The organism is Sulfitobacter sp. AS92 (assembly GCF_038900015.1).
Classification (GTDB): Bacteria; Pseudomonadota; Alphaproteobacteria; order Rhodobacterales; family Rhodobacteraceae; genus Sulfitobacter.
The window spans coordinates 75,824-91,253 of the sequence record NZ_JBBMQL010000006.1; the positions used below are offsets into that span (position 1 = coordinate 75,824).

Sequence of the window (15,430 nt, forward strand, 5' to 3'; positions counted from 1 at the left end):
AGTTCTGGGCGTTGGATCATCAACTGCCGCCTGAGGGTGATTGGCGGACCTGGGTGATCATGGGCGGACGCGGCGCGGGGAAGACGCGCGCCGGGGCGGAATGGGTGCGCAGCAAGGTCGAGGGGAGCCGGCCGCTCGATCCCGGTGAGTGTAGCCGCGTGGCGCTGGTGGGCGAGACCATTGAGCAGGTGCGCGAGGTGATGATCTTTGGCGACAGCGGGATACTGGCCTGTAGCCCGCCGGATCGTCGACCCGATTGGGAGGCGACGCGCAAGCGCTTGTTTTGGCCCAACGGGGCCATCGCCACGGTGCATACGGCGCATGACCCCGAAGGGCTGCGCGGGCCGCAGTTTGATGCGGCTTGGGTGGATGAATTGGCGAAATGGAAGCGCGGGCAAGAGGCTTGGGACCAGTTGCAATTTGCGCTGCGCTTGGGGGATCGGCCTCAGGTCTGTGTGACGACGACGCCACGCAATGTGGATGTGTTGAAGGCGCTGCTGCAATCGCCCTCGACGGTCACGACCCATGCGCCAACGGAGGCGAATGCGGCCAATCTGGCGGGGTCGTTCCTTGAGGAGGTGCGGGCGCGGTATCGTGGGACGCGGCTGGGGCGGCAGGAGTTGGATGGGGTTTTGCTGGCGGATGCAGAGGGGGCGCTGTGGACGTCTGCTTTGTTGGAGGCGGGGCGGGTGCGAGAAGCGCCGGATTTGGACCGGATCGTGGTGGGGTTGGACCCGGCGACGACCAGCGGGGCGACATCGGATGAATGTGGGATTGTGGTGGTGGGGGCGCAAACCCAAGGGCCGCCGCAGGAGTGGCGGGCGGTGGTGCTCGCTGATTGCACGGTGCAGGGGGCCACGCCCAACGGTTGGGCGCAGGCGGCGATTGCCGCGATGACGCGCTATGGGGCAGATCGGCTGGTGGCTGAGGTGAACCAAGGGGGGCAGTTGGTGAGCGAGGTCTTGCGGCAGGTCGATCCGCTGGTGTCGCTTAAGACGGTGCATGCGGCGCGGGGCAAAGTGGCCCGGGCAGAGGCAGTGGCCGCGCTTTATGAACAAGGGCGCGTGAGCCATCTGCCGGGGCAGGATGCGCTGGAGGATCAGATGTGTCTGATGACGGCGCGGGGCTATGAGGGCAAGGGCAGTCCGGACCGTGTCGATGCGTTGGTCTGGGCGCTGCATGAGCTGATCATCGAGCCTGCATCGCAGTGGCGTAGTCCGGGGGTGCGGAGCCTGTAAGGCGGGCGTTTGGGGCTGTTGCGCGGGGGAGCGTTCGGTGGCTTTCGGCGCCGTTAAAGGTTTTTTGGGAAAGTCTAACAACGCCGGGCATCCTGATCGGTCCCAAGTGATATTTGCGGCGCAGATACAGAACTTTCTTGACGATCTCAGCTGGCGTTTGATTGGCGGGATTTTTCGGAACCGATTTGGCATTCTTCAACCGAGCTTCGCCATGCTTTTGATATGCTTCGCGCCATCGGTAGAAACTGGACCTACCGACCCCAAAATACCGGCAGGCTTTGCGGGCGTTACCGATCTTCTCAGCGTGCTGGAGCACTCTAAGTTTGCGTTGAATGTCGCGTTCTTTGTTCGTCATGAATACTTCCTCCATCCCAAATTAGGGAATTTACAGGAAGTGTCCCGAGAGTCCGTACATATCTACAGTGCGTGGCTATGCGGTGACCGAGGTCAGCGAGGCGCGCGCGGCGTTGCAACCGCTTATGCTGCGCTATGGGTTCGACGCGATTGAACGGAATGGGGTCCTGCTGTTTCGGATGCGCGACGGGTCGGATGCGGTTTTAATCAGGCAAGACATGCTTGTGACGAGCCCAGACCTCGACGGGCTGACCGAGCAATTGCGTGAAGCGGAGGCCGAAGTTTCAGGCCGTGTGCGGTTGCGGTTTATTCAGGCGGATGCGGATTTCGATGCGATCTCGGAAGAGGCGGTTTTGGCGGATGAGGCGACCCACGCGGTCAGTGGGACCGAACTTAATATGGCGCTCACCCGGGGAGAGGGCCGTCAGGTAGCAGAGCGCTGGCTGACCGAAGCGCGCGTCGCGCGCGAAGCGTTGCGATTGGCTTTGCCGCCGTCCCAGATGGCGATCGGTGCCGGCGACGTGATTGAACTGCCGGGTGAGGGTGCGGAAGGACCGGGGTGCTACCGAATTGACCGTGTCGAACAAGCCGGAGCCCTGTTGATAGAGGCCACCCGCATCGAGCCGGAAGTCTATGATCCGGCCCCGCTTGAGGAAGAACTGGCAGGCCTGCGGCCCTTTGTGCCCCCCTTACCGGTCTTGCCGCTATTTATGGACCTGCCGCTCATGCGCGGAGATGAGGTGCCACATGCCCCACATCTCGCGATCACCGCGGCCCCTTGGCCAGGGTCGGTCGCGGCCTATCGCGCGGCGGTCGATGCGAATTATGCTCTCAATGCCATTGTGCCGAGCCAATCAGTTATGGGCGTTACGAGGTCACCGTTATATGCGGCGCGGTCCGGGGTGCCGGATGCGGGGCCGGTGCTAGAGGTGAAGTTGACCAGCGGCAGTCTTGAATCTGTCAGTAAGGAAGCGCTGCTGAACGGTGCGAACCTTGCCGCCATTGGTAATGGCAGCGCGGACAATTGGGAGCTGTTCCAGTTTCAGGAGGCCCAGCTGATCGCCCCGCTGACCTATTGGCTTAAAGGGCGGCTGCGCGGTCAGGCTGGCAGCGATGGGCTGATGCCCGACATCTGGCCTGCGGGGTCGAGTTTTGTGCTGATGAACGGTACGCCGCAACAAGTTGAACTCAGCCCGCATCTGCGACGTGTCGCGCAGCACTACCGGATCGGCCCGGCGCGACGGCCCGTGGATGATCCGTCTTATGTGCATCAGGTTCAGGCCTTTGACGGGAATGGCTTACGGCCCTTGAGCCCTTGCCATCTTCGGGCAGAAACGGAGCCAACCGGAGATATCGCCTTCCGTTGGGTCCGCCGCACGCGGATTGACGGCGACGCGTGGGAGGGACCGGAGGTGCCGCTTGGGGAAGAAAGTGAGCGGTATCTTCTGCGGATTTTTGTGGGCACGGATCAGCTGCGAGAAGAGCTGCTTGATACGTCGGAATGGACCTACAGCAACGCGGCACAGGCCGCCGACGGTGTCTCCGGCGCGTTCGAAGTTACAGTCGCTCAGGTTTCAGCGACCTATGGCGCGGGGCTCGCAACACGTCTTGAGTTGGCGGTTTAAGCCCGCGCGTTATCACGTTTTTAAGCATCTGCGGATTTACAATTGGTCCTACGCCATTGCATGAGCTACCCTATCAGCAGAGTGAAGGAGCCCGTGACATGGCACAAACACGCAGAAATATCTCGAAAGTGGACCCGGTGTGGGACCAAATTCAGCAAGAAGCCGAAGATGCGGTGCGTGACGAGCCGCTCATCGGCGGCTTTGTTCATGCCTGTATTCTGCACCATAAATCGATCGAGAACGCGCTCTCCTATCGCATCGCCGCGAAACTGTCGTCCAACGAGATGTCGATGATGGTCGTGCGCGAAATGGTCGAAGAAGCCTATGCCGAAGACCCCGATCTTGTGGCTGCGGCGCGCGCTGATCTGGTTGCGATCTATGACCGCGATCCGGCTTGCCATCGGCTGCTGCAGCCTATCCTTTATTTTAAAGGCTATCAGGCGGTGCAGGCATATCGGGTTGGCCACCACCTTTATATGAAGGGCAAACGCGATCTGGCCTATTTCATCCAAATGCGGGTGAGCGAGATCTTCGGCGTTGATATTCACCCGGCGGCAAAGATGGGCAAGGGCATCATGATCGACCACGCGCATTCCATCGTGATCGGTGAGACGGCAGTGGTGGGCGATAACGTCTCAATGCTGCATTCGGTCACACTTGGTGGCACGGGCAAAGAGGAAGAAGACCGGCACCCCAAGATCGGCAACGGCGTGCTTATCGGTGCAGGCGCAAAGGTGCTGGGCAATATCACAATCGGCCATTGCAGCCGCATCGCTGCGGGTTCTGTGGTGCTAGAGGCGGTGCCTGCTTGCAAAACCGTCGCGGGCATCCCCGCGCGGATTGTGGGGGAGGCGGGCTGTGATCAGCCTTCAATGTCGATGAACCATCTTTTCGGGCCAAATAGCGAATAGGCGCGAAAGACATCGTACGAAATGAAAAAGCCGGGGCATGCCCCGGCTTTTGTTTGTTTTGATGAAGATGACCTTAGGCGAGCATAACCATCGGATTCTCCAGGTTCTCGACAATCGCATTCAAAAGCTGCGCGCCGAGCGCCCCATCGATCACGCGGTGGTCCACCGAAAGCGTCACGGACATGACGGTCGCCGCAGTCACCTCACCGTCTTTGCCAATAATCGGCTTTTTCACGCCAGCACCGACAGCAAGGATCGCCCCATGCGGTGGGTTAATCACCGCATCAAAATTATCGATGCCGAACATGCCCAGGTTAGAGATGGCAAAGCTGCCGCCCTGATACTCATGCGGCGCAAGCTTGCGGTCGCGGGCGCGCGTGGCGAGGTCTTTCATCTGCGCAGACAGAGACGAGAGCGACTTGGTGTCGGCATCTTGCAAGACTGGCGTAAAGAGCCCGCCTTCGATTGCCACAGCAACAGCCACATCCGACGGCTTCAGCTTGAGAATGCGATCCCCGGCCCAAACGGCATTGGCATCGGGCACCGATTGGAGCGCCAGTGCACAGGCTTTGATGATGAAGTCATTCACCGACAGCTTCACACCACGCGCTTCAAGCTGCTTGTTCAGATCGCCACGGAACGAGAGCAGCGCGTCGATTTGAATGTCGCGGCGCAGGTAGAAATGCGGTACGGTTTGCTTCGCCTCAGTAAGCCGCGCGGCGATTGTTTTGCGCATGCCGTTGAGGGTGATTTCTTCGTACTCTCGGCCCTCGTACATCCTAGCAACGGCATCGGCGGAGGGGCCAGCGGCAACAGCCTTGGCGACCGGTGCGGCGTCTTTGGCGGGTGCTGTGCTGTCGGATTTTACAGCACTCGGTTGCGCATTCTCGACATCCGCTTTGACAATCCGGCCCCGCGGGCCGCTGCCGTCGATCTGCGACAGGTCCAACCCCTTGTCGGCCGCGATCCGGCGGGCGAGGGGGGAGGCAAAGATACGCTCGCCCTTATCGCTTTTCGGTGCGGCGGGGGCTTTGCTGTCGCTTTTGCCCTTCGCCTCATTCGCATCCGTAGCGCCACGCCCATAGCCCGCTTCGGGCGTCTCGGCATCGGCTGCTTTGTCGCTTTCTTCGGCCTGTGGTTTCTCTTCCTTAGCGGGAGCCTTGGCAGAACTGTCGATGTCGTCGGCGCTTTCGCCTTCTTCAAGAAGAACGGCGATCGGCGTATTCACCTTCACGCCCTCGCTGCCCTCGTTGATCAGGATTTTGCCGATCGTGCCTTCGTCTACCGCTTCAAACTCCATCGTCGCTTTGTCGGTCTCGATTTCGGCCAGAATGTCACCGGAGGCGACGGTATCGCCTTCCTTGACCATCCATTTGGCCAGCGTGCCTTCTTCCATCGTGGGCGAAAGGGCGGGCATGAGAATTTCTATGGGCATGATCCGCTCCTTACCGATAAGTGACTGATTTGACGGCTTTAATCACCTCGTCGGTGGTGACCAGCGCGTGTTTTTCGAGGTTGGCGGCATAGGGCATGGGCACGTCCTTGCCAGTGCAAGAGATGACTGGGGCGTCGAGGTAATCAAACGCCTCCTGCATGATCACGCCGCTGATGTAGCTGCCGACTGAGCCCTGCGGCCAGCCTTCTTCGACCGTCACACAGCGGTTGGTTTTCATCACCGATTTCAGAATCGTGTCGGTGTCCATCGGGCGCAGGGTGCGCAGGTCAATGACCTCGGCTTCAATGCCTTCTTCGGCCAGCTTCTCAGCAGCCTCCAACGCATAGGTCATGCCGATGCCGAAGCTGACGATGGTCACGTCGGACCCTTCGCGCCAAATGCGGGCTTTGCCGAAAGGTACGGTGTAATCCTCGACATCCGGCACGTCAAAGCTGCGGCCATAGAGGATTTCGTTCTCAAGGAAGATCACCGGGTTTGGATCACGGATGGCTGTCTTCATCAGACCTTTATAGTCGCTCGCCGAATAGGGCATCGCCACTTTCAAACCGGGGATCTGCATGAACCACGCGGCGTAGTCCTGAGAGTGCTGCGCGCCGACGCGGGCCGCTGCACCGTTGGGGCCACGGAAAACCATGGGCGCGCCCATCTGACCGCCGGACATGTAAAGCGTCTTGGCCGCTGAGTTGATGATCTGGTCCATCGCCTGCATGGCGAAGTTGAAGGTCATGAACTCAACAATCGGGCGCAACCCGCCAAAGGCCGCACCGACGCCGATGCCCGCAAAACCATGTTCGGTAATGGGCGTGTCGATCACGCGCTTGGGGCCGAATTCATCCAGCATCCCTTGAGTGATCTTATATGCCCCTTGGTATTCGGCCACTTCCTCGCCCATGAGGAAAACGTCACCATCGCGGCGCATTTCTTCGGCCATGGCATCGCGCAGTGCTTCGCGCACGGTCTGCTGCTTCATGGGCGTGCCTTCGGGCCAGTCGGGGCTGGTGTCGGGCTTGGGCTGTTTCTTGCCCTCAGCGGGTGTGGCGCGGTCGCTGTCATCGCTTGCTTCGGCGTCGTCGGCTTCACCGTCATCGCTTTTGGCCTCGGCAGGCGCAGTTTTTGCGCTGTCGATGTCGTCGGCACTTTCGCCTTCTTCCAGCAGAACGGCGATGGCGGTGTTCACTTTCACGCCTTCGGTACCTTCCTCGATCAGGATCTTGCCAATGGTACCTTCGTCCACGGCTTCAAATTCCATGGTGGCCTTGTCGGTTTCGATCTCAGCCAGAATGTCACCGGAAGAGACGGTATCGCCTTCCTTGACCATCCATTTCGCCAATGTACCTTCTTCCATAGTAGGGCTGAGGGCGGGCATAAGAATTTCAATTGCCATTGCTTCAGGCCTCCTGCGGAACTTCGGTTGCGTAGATGTCGGTCCAAAGCTCATCGAGCGCGGGTTCCGGGCTTTCCTTGGCGAATTCAGCGCTTTCGTTCACGATTTTCTTAATCTCTTTGTCGATTGCCTTGAGATCGTCTTCGGTGGCGTGATTGCCTTCCAGCAACAATGTGCGCACCGATTCAATCGGATCACGCTCATCGCGCATCTTTTGGACCTCTTCGCGGGTCCGGTACTTGGCCGGGTCCGACATCGAGTGGCCGCGGTAGCGATAGGTTTTGATTTCAAGAATATACGGGCCGTCCTTGCGCGCGTGTTCAACGGCCTTTTGACCCGCTTCTTTCACCGCCAACACATCCATGCCGTCGACCGCTTCACCGGGGATGCCAAAGGCCTTGCCGCGCTCCCAGATCTCGGCCGATGAGGTCGAGCGCTGCTGCGACGTGCCCATGGCATATTGGTTGTTCTCGATCACGAAGATCACCGGCAGCTTCCAAAGGGCGGCCATGTTGAAGGTCTCATAGACCTGACCTTGGTTCGCCGCGCCGTCACCGAAATAGGTGAAGGTGACGCGCCCGTTGTCTTTGTATTGATCCGAGAAAGCCAAACCGGCACCCAGCGGCACCTGCGCCGCGACAATACCGTGGCCGCCGTAGAAATGCTTCTCTTTCGAGAACATATGCATCGAGCCGCCCTTGCCTTTAGAGTAACCGCCCTCGCGGCCCGTCAACTCGGCCATGACGCCGTTCGGGTCCATGCCACAGGCCAGCATATGGCCGTGGTCGCGGTAAGAGGTGACGCGCTTGTCGCCTTCTTCAGCTGCGGCCTCAAGGCCGACAACAACCGCTTCTTGGCCGATATAAAGGTGACAAAATCCCCCGATCAGCCCCATGCCGTAAAGTTGCCCGGCTTTCTCTTCGAAGCGCCGGATCAGCAGCATGTCGCGGTAATAGCTGGTCAGCTCCTCCGCCGAGACATTGGGTTTCTTGCTCGATTTCTTCGCGGCCATGCACGTCTCCTCCGTCGGCTCTGGTCAGATGCCAAAGTAGTTTAGCGTTAAACTATTCCTTATCGCATTCCGGAATGGATTGCGAGGGACTTTGTGACGTGGCGCAGGCACCACGGCTGACATGTCAATGGAGGCCAGAGATTTTATGTGATTGCAAGACCGCAGGCGCGGGGCAGGGCGATCAAGTGCGAAAGCTCAGCGAATGACGATCTCATCGGTGCGGACCATGCCCAGCACCTTGCGCGTGCGTTCGTCCAGAAGATCGAGGTCGAGGTAATCATCCGACAGGCGGCGGGTGAGGTTTTCCATCCGCGCAACCTCGGCCCGCACTTCGGCCAGACGGTCGCTCAGCTTTTGGTTCTCGGCCACAATCTCGGTCCGGCGGAACAGGCCGAAATCCCCTTGCACGGCGGCAAAGGTGAAATACAAGCTCAGCGCGAAAGCAATCGCGAAGAACAGCAATGTGCCGAAGGCCGGACGGGTGTTGCGGGTCATGGTTCTGCCTCTGCGTCTCTTGGCGGACGTGACATCACTATGACACAGGCGATTCGACATGGGAATCCCACAATTGCGGGAAACCCGTTGTTTTTAACAAGAATTCGCGTTTTTGCGCGGTTCAGCCGCCCAAAGCGGCGACGCCGGGCAGGGTTTTGCCTTCCATCCACTCAAGGAACGCACCCCCGGCGGTTGAGATATAGGTGAAATCGTCCGCGACGCCTGCTTGGTTCAGTGCCGCGACCGTGTCACCGCCCCCCGCGACCGAGGTCAATGTGCCTTCGCGCGTCTTGGCCGCTGCTGCGCGGGCCGCGGCGACGGTGGCGGTGTCAAAGGGGGGAATTTCAAACGCGCCCATGGGGCCATTCCAGATTAAGGTGCGCAGCCCAGCGAAGGCGGTCTCAATCAGTGCGACCGTGTCAGGGCCTGCATCCAGCACCATTTGATCATCGGCGAGCTTAGCATCAGGGCCAAGCTGGGCCACCTCATGCGCGGCCCCTTTGGCGAAGTCACGCGCGACCAGACCGTCGACCGGCAAGATCACCCGGCATCCCGCCTTATCAGCCTGCGCCATGATGTCTCGGGCCGTGTCGTAATAATCCGGCTCTTCCAATGACTTGCCCAGATCAGCGCCGAGCGCGGCGAGGAAGGTGTTCGCCATCCCACCGCCGATCACCAAAACATCCAGCCGGTTCACAAGGTTTTCCAAAAGCGCGATCTTGGTCGAGACCTTAGCTCCGCCAACTACGGCCCCAACTGGGCGCTCTGGCTTGGCGAGTGCCGCTTCCAGCGCCGAAAGCTCCGCCTGCATCAGACGGCCCGCGCAAGCAGGCAGCAACCGTGCCAGCGCTTCGGTCGACGCATGGGCGCGGTGCGCTGCAGAGAAGGCATCGTTGCAGTAGATATCGCCCAGATCAGCCAATTGGCGAGCGAAGCCCTCGTCATTGGCCTCTTCGCCGGGGTAGAAGCGGATGTTTTCCATGAGTTGTAGATCGCTTTGCGCCGCCGCATCGAGCGAGGGAACAAAAGCCACGTCGCGGCCCAGTGCCTTTTCCAGCGCAGGCAGCACTTGGCGAAGGCTCATTTCCTCCACAACCTTCCCCTTGGGACGACCGAAATGCGCGAGTAGCGTTACGTTGCCACCGCGCGAAAGGATGTCGTTCACCGTGGGCACGATCCGCTCAATCCGGGTGGCATCCGTAACGCGGCCATCTTCCACCGGCACGTTGATGTCCACGCGCAAAAGCACGCGCTTGCCGTTCAGGTCCATGTCGTCCAGTGTCTTCCAGCCCATCGGTCTTCTCCCGTTCCCAATTGTTGCGCTGTGTTTTGCCGTTTACAGCCGTCACGTCAATGCACCTGCTTGGCAATCCGGGCCAAGCTCCTTAGGTATCTGGCAAACACCAAAACAAGGATTGCCCAATGGCCGATATCAAAGACCCCGAAAACACCATCCTGATGGAGCTCAAAGACGGCACCGTCACTATTGAGCTGATGCCCGACCTTGCCCCCAAGCACGTCGAGCGGATGAAAGAACTGGCCCGCGCCGGGAAATACGACAACGTCGCCTTCCACCGCGTAATCGAAGGCTTCATGGCCCAGACCGGCGATGTGGCCAACGGCAATATGGAAGACAACTTCAACCTGCGCGCCGCAGGTACAGGGGGCTCGGACATGCCGAACCTGCCAGCGGAATTCTCCAAAGTGCCCCACGCACGCGGCACCATTGGTGCGGCTCGGTCGGCCAACCCCGACAGCGCCAACAGCCAGTTTTTCATCAACTTCAAAGACAATGACTTCCTTAACGGTCAGTACACTGTTTACGGCCAAGTTATCTCTGGCATGGAACATGTCGACGCGCTCACACGCGGCGAGCCGCCTGCGAATCCTGACCGCATGATTTCGGTCAAGGTAGCCGCAGATGCGTAAGCTCGTAGGCACCAGCGCCGTTTTGGCGCTCCTCGGTTCGGCGGCTGCGGCCACCGGGCTTGAGATCGAAGTCGCGGGCGAGGCCAATGGCACCATTGCCATCGACCTGCTCGAAGACGTGGCACCTCAGCACGTTGCGCGGATCACCGAACTGGCCGAAGAAGGCGCCTATGACGGGGTGGTCTTCCACCGCGTGATCGACGGTTTCATGGCCCAGACCGGTGACGTGCAGTTCGGCAAATCCGGCGGCGACACCGCGCGTGCCGGCATGGGCGGTTCGGATTTACCCGATGTCGCGGCTGAGTTTTCGGACATCGCGTTTGAGACCGGTGTCGTCGGCATGGCCCGTAGCCAGAGCCCAGACAGTGCCAACAGCCAGTTCTTCATCATGTTTGACGAAGCACCCTTCCTCGACGGCCAGTACACGGTCGTCGGCAAGGTCACCGAAGGCCAAGACGTCGTCGACGCCATCAAGCGCGGCACCGGCCCCAATGGCGCCGTGGTCGGCGCGCCCGACGTGATGCAAAAGGTCACTGTGACCGAGTAACTTCCGATCAGGATCGCGTGGGGTGGGCTTGTGCGCTCACCCCCGCATGCGCCAAGCTATTCCTATGATGAAAGCTTGCGCCCCCTTACTCAGCCTCGTCCTGAGCCTTGGCCTCGCGGCCATGCCCGCCACCGCCGACCCCGCCCGCTGGCAGGGGGAGTGGCCCGACACTGACTTCTCCAAAACAATCATCACCGATTGGTCCGAGATCATCTCGGGCGGGCCGCCCAAGGATGGCATCCCGGCACTTGATGCACCGGATTTCAAAGCCGCGAGCGCCGAAACCCGCATCGCCCCGCGCGAGCCAGTCATCACGGTTGAGATCGACGGTGTCAAACCGCGCGCCTATCCGATCCGTTATCTGACATGGCATGAAATTGTGAATGACATGGTAAACGGTCAACCCATTGCCGTGACCTTCTGCCCGCTTTGCAACTCTGCGCTGGTCTTTGACCGCCGGGTTGCGGGCAAGGTGCTGCGCTTTGGCGTTTCGGGCAAGCTGCGCCATTCCGACATGGTGATGTACGACCGCGAGACACAAAGTTGGTGGCAGCAGGCCGAAGGCCGCGCCATCGTTGGGGCACTTACAGGGACCGAATTAACACATCTTCCAAGCTGGCTGGAAAGCTGGGCCGATTTCACCGCGCGCCACCCCGATGGGCTGGTGATGGAGGAGCCGTCCTATAACCGCGACTATGGGCGTAACCCTTACCGGGGTTATGATTCCTCGGCCAAACCCTTCCTTTATGATGGCTCACAACCGCCTCACGGTATTGCGCCGCTCGAGCGTGTGGTGCGCGTCGGCGATCGGGCATGGCGGCTCAACCGCCTGGCAAAGGAGGGCGAAGTGCGTGAAGCTGGCGTGACGATCACCTGGCGGGCAGGGCAGGCTTCGGCACTAGACGCGGGCGAGATCGGCGCAGGGCGCGATGTCGGCAGCATAAGAGTGCGCGACAACGCCGGGCGCGATGTACCGCATGACGTAATGTTCGCCTTCGCGTTTGACGCCTTCTGGCCTGATGGCACTTGGATGCTGGGGCGTTGATCTCACCCGAATCCCTCAAACGAAAACAGGCGTCGCATTTGACTGCGACACCTGTGAATTCTCTAGATTAGCTGACGGTTCAGGAAGCCGGGTTCGGCTTCTGCGCCGGAGCGGACTTTGCGCCGGGGTTCAGCGGATCGTCCTGACGCTGCACGGAGCCTTCGAAATGCGCGCCGGATTCGATCGCGATGGTCTTGTGGATGATGTCACCCTCAACCCGTGCGGTCGATGTCAGGCGTACCTTCAGGCCACGCACGCGGCCCACGATACGGCCATTGATCACCACGTCATCGGCAACCACTTCGCCCTTGATCGTCGCGGTCTCACCGATGGTCAGCAAATGCGCGCGGATGTCGCCCTCAACGGTGCCTTCAACCTGAATATCGCCAGTGGTCTTCATGTTGCCGGTGACATGCAAATCCGACGACAGAACGGATGCGGGCGGCTTCGCTTTGGGCGCGCTGGCCTTGAACTCGCTCTGCTTAGACGGCGCAGGGGCCGTGGAAGCGCTGGAAGGTGCCGGTTTGGACGCATCTGCATCCTGGGGGGCGGGATCGTTGATTTTGCTTTTAGAAAACATCGTTTGCAGCCTTGATATAGATCATGGGGTTAACAGCCTTGCCACCTACGCGGACTTCATAGTGGAGATGGACACCGGTGACCCGTCCTGATGCTCCCATATCACCAATATGCTGCCCGCGCGAGACTCTTTGACCAACTTTCACGCGAAGCTTGGACATGTGCGCATAGCGGGTCTCAATACCAAACTCGTGTTGGATCTTCACCAGACGGCCATAGCCCGATGACCAGCCCGCGTGGGTCACCACACCATCGGCAGTGGAATAAAGGGGCGTGCCCATGCCAGCGGCAAAGTCGACACCCTTGTGCATCCGGCGTCCGCCGGTCTTGGGGTCGCGGCGATAGCCGAACTGGCTGGTGAAGCGGAAAGCGTTTTTCACCGGGTTGGCGAAAGGCGCTTTCTCGGCGGCGATCCGGTAAAGGTTCAGCCGGTCCATCTGGTTCAACAGGCGGTTTGCGCGCTGCGTGTCGGGGCTCAGCTCTTCGCCACGGGTGGTGAACGACAGCGGCGTCATCGGGCCACCCTGGCCGGAGTATCCCCGGCGCACAGTGGCGAGGATGCGGTCGGTCGGCATGCCTGCGCTGCGGAACATCTTATCAAGCGGGGCGACGGATACGCTCATCGCTTCTTCAAGCTGGCGGAAGATCGCGTCGTTTTGATCCCGCATCAGCGCTATCTCCTGCGCCATCTCATCGGCCTGCAGCAGGGCGTCTTGCGCATCGACCACGACCTTATCACGTTCTGCCGAGGTGCGCGCCAAAGCTTGGGCTAGGAAATCAGTAGGCGCTTGGTCGGCGTCAGCACGAACGCTGCCCGCCTCTCCATTCTCAAGGCTGCCTTCCAAATCGGCCAGTTTCGACCGCGCTCTTTGGCGGTCTTTCATCGTGTCGCGCAGGGTGGACTGAATCACGTCAATCCCGGTCTCCAGCTCGCGGCGGCGGGTCTCGGACGACAGCAATTCGGACTGCATGACGGAAATCTGTGTCAACGCGGCGTTAAAGCGATCCTGCGCGGCCAAAGCTTCTTCAGCCCGCAGATCACGCTGTGCGGACAGTTCGTTCAACCGCGCCTGATAAGTACGCTGGTCGCGTTTGGCCTGCTCGCGGAAGTTGCCGGAGCCGATGCTGTCCATCAAAATGATCGCGGTCGCGATGATCGCCCATGATACGAGGAAGGCAGAACCCGCCAGCCCAATGATCTGAGTACCGGGGCGCAGGCGAATGAATCGGGTGTCGCTGTCGGATTTCAGAAAGACGCGGCGCTCGGGAAAATAATGCTCAAGCAGAGCATGCGTCTTGATGGCAATCCGTGAGCGCATGTTGTCGTCCCTTGTCTCGTCCCGTCGGCGCGGCGAGGCAGCCCGGCCCGCGCCCAACGTCAATAGCCAGTGCGTGCGAATGGGGCAACCCTGTTGCCCCAAAGCTGCGCGGCAATCCCCCATTCCTCTGCTCAACAGGGTAAGTAGTTGGCAAAAATCCGCCTATTCCAACCACTTGCTGATGTGAGCTTAGGTTTTCGTTGATGCACCATCGGCAGTGAGCGGCCAATAAAAGTCGGGCGGGATTCCCGCCTCGGCCCGTTTTTCTTCGTTAAAGGGCGGCTTCAAGTCGCCGTGGAAATACTTGCGTACGAGGGCGTGAAAGCGGTCTTTCGGGTCTTCGTCATGGCGTCCGCAAAGAAAGTGAAACCACTTGCTGCCATAAGCGACATGGGCGACTTCTTCGGAATAGATCGTCTCAAGCGCTGCTACGGCGCTATCGGCCTTTGCGTTGCGGAAAATCTTGATCATGCCCGGCGTCACGTCTAGCCCACGCGCTTCCAGCACCATGGGTACTACGGCGAGGCGGCCCATCAGATCGTCGATCGTATCCTCTGCCGCGCGCCACATGCCCGCATGGGCAGGCATGGCCCCGTAGTGGCTGCCCATCTCTTCGAGGCAGTCGCACATCAGGTTGAAGTGTTTCGATTCGTCGTCCGCCGCTTTGACCCAGTCATCAAAGAACCCAAGCGGCAGCGGGACATGCGAAAACCGCGCAATCACGTCCCAATGCAGGTCGACGGCGTTCAACTCAATATGCGCCACGGCATGCAGCAGCGCCGCGCGGCCCTCAGACGTGCCCGGGCGGCGGCGGGGCACCTCACGCGGGCTGAGCAATTCGGGTTTGGCAGGGCGGGCAGGGTGCAGAGGTGGGTCAGCGCGCCCCACTTCGGGGCGGGCACCTTCAGCACGGGCCGAGAGCCACTCTCCCGCGAACTTCCGCGACAACGCTGTTTTCTCGCGCCCATCCGCCGTGCGCAGTACCGCCTCGGCCATTTCCGCCAGCGGCATCATGCGCCGCGCACCGCGTCCAGCACCGCATCGACATGGCCGGGCACTTTCACCTTGCGCCAGACCTGCGCGATCTTGCCTGTCGCGTCGATCAGGTCGGTCGCGCGTTCAATGCCCATAGATTTCTTTCCGTACATGTTCTTCTCGACCCAGACCTCGTAGGTTTCCGTCACTGCCCCATCGGTGTCGGACAAAAGCGGCACGGTCAGCGCGTGTTTGGACGCGAATTTGTCGTGTTTGTCCATGCTGTCACGGGAAACGCCAAAGACCTGCACACCGGCCTCGGCAAACTTCGACAGCCGCTCCGAAAAGCCGATCGATTCCTTGGTGCAACCGGGCGTGTCATCGCGCGGGTAGAAGAACAGTACCACGGGGCCACCGCGCAGGGCAGAGAGCGTAATCTCGCCACCGCCGGTCACGGGAAGGGTGAAATCCGGGGCCGGTTGGCCGGGCTGCGGTCCGATCTGCGACATGGGGCGGTTCCTTTGGCTTGTGAAGGGTCGTTCAGGGCTGTCATACTGCATC

Annotated in this window: 15 protein-coding genes and 1 pseudogene; 6 read left to right on the forward strand and 10 right to left on the reverse strand. The window is 60.4% G+C overall.

The genetic code is table 11. The features are described 5' to 3' along the window. Positions 1-11: 11 nt before the first annotated feature. Complete coding sequence (locus WNY61_RS12325) at positions 12-1,238, forward strand: terminase family protein (protein WP_342851843.1); 1,227 nt, start codon at positions 12-14, stop codon at positions 1,236-1,238. 88 nt (positions 1,239-1,326) lie between these two features. Here WNY61_RS12325 and WNY61_RS12330 read toward each other — a convergent pair. Continuing rightward, a pseudogene (locus tag WNY61_RS12330) lies at positions 1,327-1,593 on the reverse strand (helix-turn-helix domain-containing protein); the annotation flags it as partial. A gap of 82 nt (positions 1,594-1,675) precedes the next feature. On the opposite strand from WNY61_RS12330, the gene WNY61_RS12335 reads away from it, so the two are divergent. Both WNY61_RS12335 and cysE read left to right on the forward strand, forming a co-directional pair. Next, positions 1,676-3,217: a phage tail protein gene (locus tag WNY61_RS12335; protein ID WP_342851720.1), complete on the forward strand. Its 1,542-nt coding sequence runs from the start codon at positions 1,676-1,678 to the stop codon at positions 3,215-3,217. Positions 3,218-3,315: 98 nt separating this feature from the next. Continuing rightward, positions 3,316-4,128, forward strand: a complete 813-nt coding sequence (cysE, locus tag WNY61_RS12340; RefSeq protein ID WP_007119948.1) for a serine O-acetyltransferase — start codon at positions 3,316-3,318, stop codon at positions 4,126-4,128. Between the two features lie 73 nt (positions 4,129-4,201). Here cysE and WNY61_RS12345 read toward each other — a convergent pair whose 3' ends face one another. The 5 genes from WNY61_RS12345 to WNY61_RS12365 all read right to left on the reverse strand — a co-directional run bounded on the left by WNY61_RS12345 (position 4,202) and on the right by WNY61_RS12365 (position 9,769). After that, positions 4,202-5,563, reverse strand: a complete 1,362-nt coding sequence (locus tag WNY61_RS12345; protein WP_342851721.1) for a pyruvate dehydrogenase complex dihydrolipoamide acetyltransferase — start codon at positions 5,561-5,563, stop codon at positions 4,202-4,204. 10 nt (positions 5,564-5,573) lie between these two features. Then, positions 5,574-6,968 carry a pyruvate dehydrogenase complex E1 component subunit beta gene (locus WNY61_RS12350; RefSeq protein WP_342851722.1) on the reverse strand — a complete coding sequence of 465 codons (1,395 nt, stop codon included), beginning with the start codon at positions 6,966-6,968 and terminating at the stop codon, positions 5,574-5,576. Between the two features lie 4 nt (positions 6,969-6,972). Further along, positions 6,973-7,980 carry a pyruvate dehydrogenase (acetyl-transferring) E1 component subunit alpha gene (gene pdhA / locus WNY61_RS12355; RefSeq protein WP_342851723.1) on the reverse strand — a complete coding sequence of 336 codons (1,008 nt, stop codon included), beginning with the start codon at positions 7,978-7,980 and terminating at the stop codon, positions 6,973-6,975. A gap of 195 nt (positions 7,981-8,175) precedes the next feature. Next, positions 8,176-8,475, reverse strand: coding sequence for a septum formation initiator family protein (locus tag WNY61_RS12360; RefSeq protein ID WP_007119944.1), 300 nt, complete (start codon positions 8,473-8,475; stop codon positions 8,176-8,178). Between the two features lie 121 nt (positions 8,476-8,596). Continuing rightward, positions 8,597-9,769 carry a phosphoglycerate kinase gene (locus WNY61_RS12365; RefSeq protein ID WP_342851724.1) on the reverse strand — a complete coding sequence of 391 codons (1,173 nt, stop codon included), beginning with the start codon at positions 9,767-9,769 and terminating at the stop codon, positions 8,597-8,599. 128 nt (positions 9,770-9,897) lie between these two features. Here WNY61_RS12365 and WNY61_RS12370 point away from each other — a divergent pair, with 128 nt between their 5' ends. The 3 genes from WNY61_RS12370 (at position 9,898) to WNY61_RS12380 (ending at position 11,996) form a co-directional block, all read left to right on the forward strand. Next, a complete protein-coding gene (locus WNY61_RS12370; protein WP_342851725.1) occupies positions 9,898-10,404 on the forward strand; it encodes a peptidylprolyl isomerase in 507 nt (168 codons plus the stop codon). Then, entirely contained in the window at positions 10,397-10,951 is a 555-nt protein-coding gene (locus WNY61_RS12375) for a peptidylprolyl isomerase (protein WP_342851726.1), read from the forward strand. Before WNY61_RS12370 ends, WNY61_RS12375 begins: the two co-directional genes overlap by 8 nt. A 67-nt stretch (positions 10,952-11,018) precedes the next feature. Then, positions 11,019-11,996, forward strand: a complete 978-nt coding sequence (locus WNY61_RS12380) for a DUF3179 domain-containing protein (protein WP_342851844.1) — start codon at positions 11,019-11,021, stop codon at positions 11,994-11,996. A 79-nt stretch (positions 11,997-12,075) separates the two neighbouring features. Here the strand turns inward: WNY61_RS12380 and WNY61_RS12385 are convergent, their stop codons facing one another. The 4 genes from WNY61_RS12385 to WNY61_RS12400 all read right to left on the reverse strand — a co-directional run bounded on the left by WNY61_RS12385 (position 12,076) and on the right by WNY61_RS12400 (position 15,378). Beyond that, positions 12,076-12,576 (reverse strand): polymer-forming cytoskeletal protein, encoded by a 501-nt coding sequence (locus tag WNY61_RS12385; RefSeq protein WP_007119939.1) that lies wholly within the window; start codon positions 12,574-12,576, stop codon positions 12,076-12,078. Further along, the gene (locus WNY61_RS12390) at positions 12,566-13,894 is read right to left on the reverse strand and encodes a DUF5930 domain-containing protein (protein ID WP_342851727.1); all 1,329 of its coding nucleotides are present in this window, start codon (positions 13,892-13,894) and stop codon (positions 12,566-12,568) included. Before WNY61_RS12390 ends, WNY61_RS12385 begins: the two co-directional genes overlap by 11 nt. Before the next feature lie 189 nt (positions 13,895-14,083). After that, positions 14,084-14,908 (reverse strand): ferritin-like domain-containing protein, encoded by an 825-nt coding sequence (locus tag WNY61_RS12395; protein WP_342851728.1) that lies wholly within the window; start codon positions 14,906-14,908, stop codon positions 14,084-14,086. Continuing rightward, a complete protein-coding gene (locus tag WNY61_RS12400; protein ID WP_342851729.1) occupies positions 14,905-15,378 on the reverse strand; it encodes a peroxiredoxin in 474 nt (157 codons plus the stop codon). The genes WNY61_RS12395 and WNY61_RS12400 overlap by 4 nt, the downstream gene beginning before the upstream one ends. Between the last annotated feature and the right edge of the window lie 52 nt (positions 15,379-15,430).

Coding starts and splice junctions, on each gene's coding strand:
- cysE (WP_007119948.1), top strand. CDS start 3,316: ATGGCACAAACACGCAGAAATATCTCGAAAGTGGACCCGGTGTGGGAC.
- WNY61_RS12345 (WP_342851721.1), bottom strand. CDS start 5,563: ATGCCCATAGAAATTCTCATGCCCGCCCTTTCGCCCACGATGGAAGAA.
- WNY61_RS12350 (WP_342851722.1), bottom strand. CDS start 6,968: ATGGCAATTGAAATTCTTATGCCCGCCCTCAGCCCTACTATGGAAGAA.
- pdhA (WP_342851723.1), bottom strand. CDS start 7,980: ATGGCCGCGAAGAAATCGAGCAAGAAACCCAATGTCTCGGCGGAGGAG.
- WNY61_RS12360 (WP_007119944.1), bottom strand. CDS start 8,475: ATGACCCGCAACACCCGTCCGGCCTTCGGCACATTGCTGTTCTTCGCG.
- WNY61_RS12365 (WP_342851724.1), bottom strand. CDS start 9,769: ATGGGCTGGAAGACACTGGACGACATGGACCTGAACGGCAAGCGCGTG.
- WNY61_RS12370 (WP_342851725.1), top strand. CDS start 9,898: ATGGCCGATATCAAAGACCCCGAAAACACCATCCTGATGGAGCTCAAA.
- WNY61_RS12375 (WP_342851726.1), top strand. CDS start 10,397: ATGCGTAAGCTCGTAGGCACCAGCGCCGTTTTGGCGCTCCTCGGTTCG.
- WNY61_RS12380 (WP_342851844.1), top strand. CDS start 11,019: ATGAAAGCTTGCGCCCCCTTACTCAGCCTCGTCCTGAGCCTTGGCCTC.
- WNY61_RS12385 (WP_007119939.1), bottom strand. CDS start 12,576: ATGTTTTCTAAAAGCAAAATCAACGATCCCGCCCCCCAGGATGCAGAT.
- WNY61_RS12390 (WP_342851727.1), bottom strand. CDS start 13,894: ATGCGCTCACGGATTGCCATCAAGACGCATGCTCTGCTTGAGCATTAT.
- WNY61_RS12395 (WP_342851728.1), bottom strand. CDS start 14,908: ATGATGCCGCTGGCGGAAATGGCCGAGGCGGTACTGCGCACGGCGGAT.
- WNY61_RS12400 (WP_342851729.1), bottom strand. CDS start 15,378: ATGTCGCAGATCGGACCGCAGCCCGGCCAACCGGCCCCGGATTTCACC.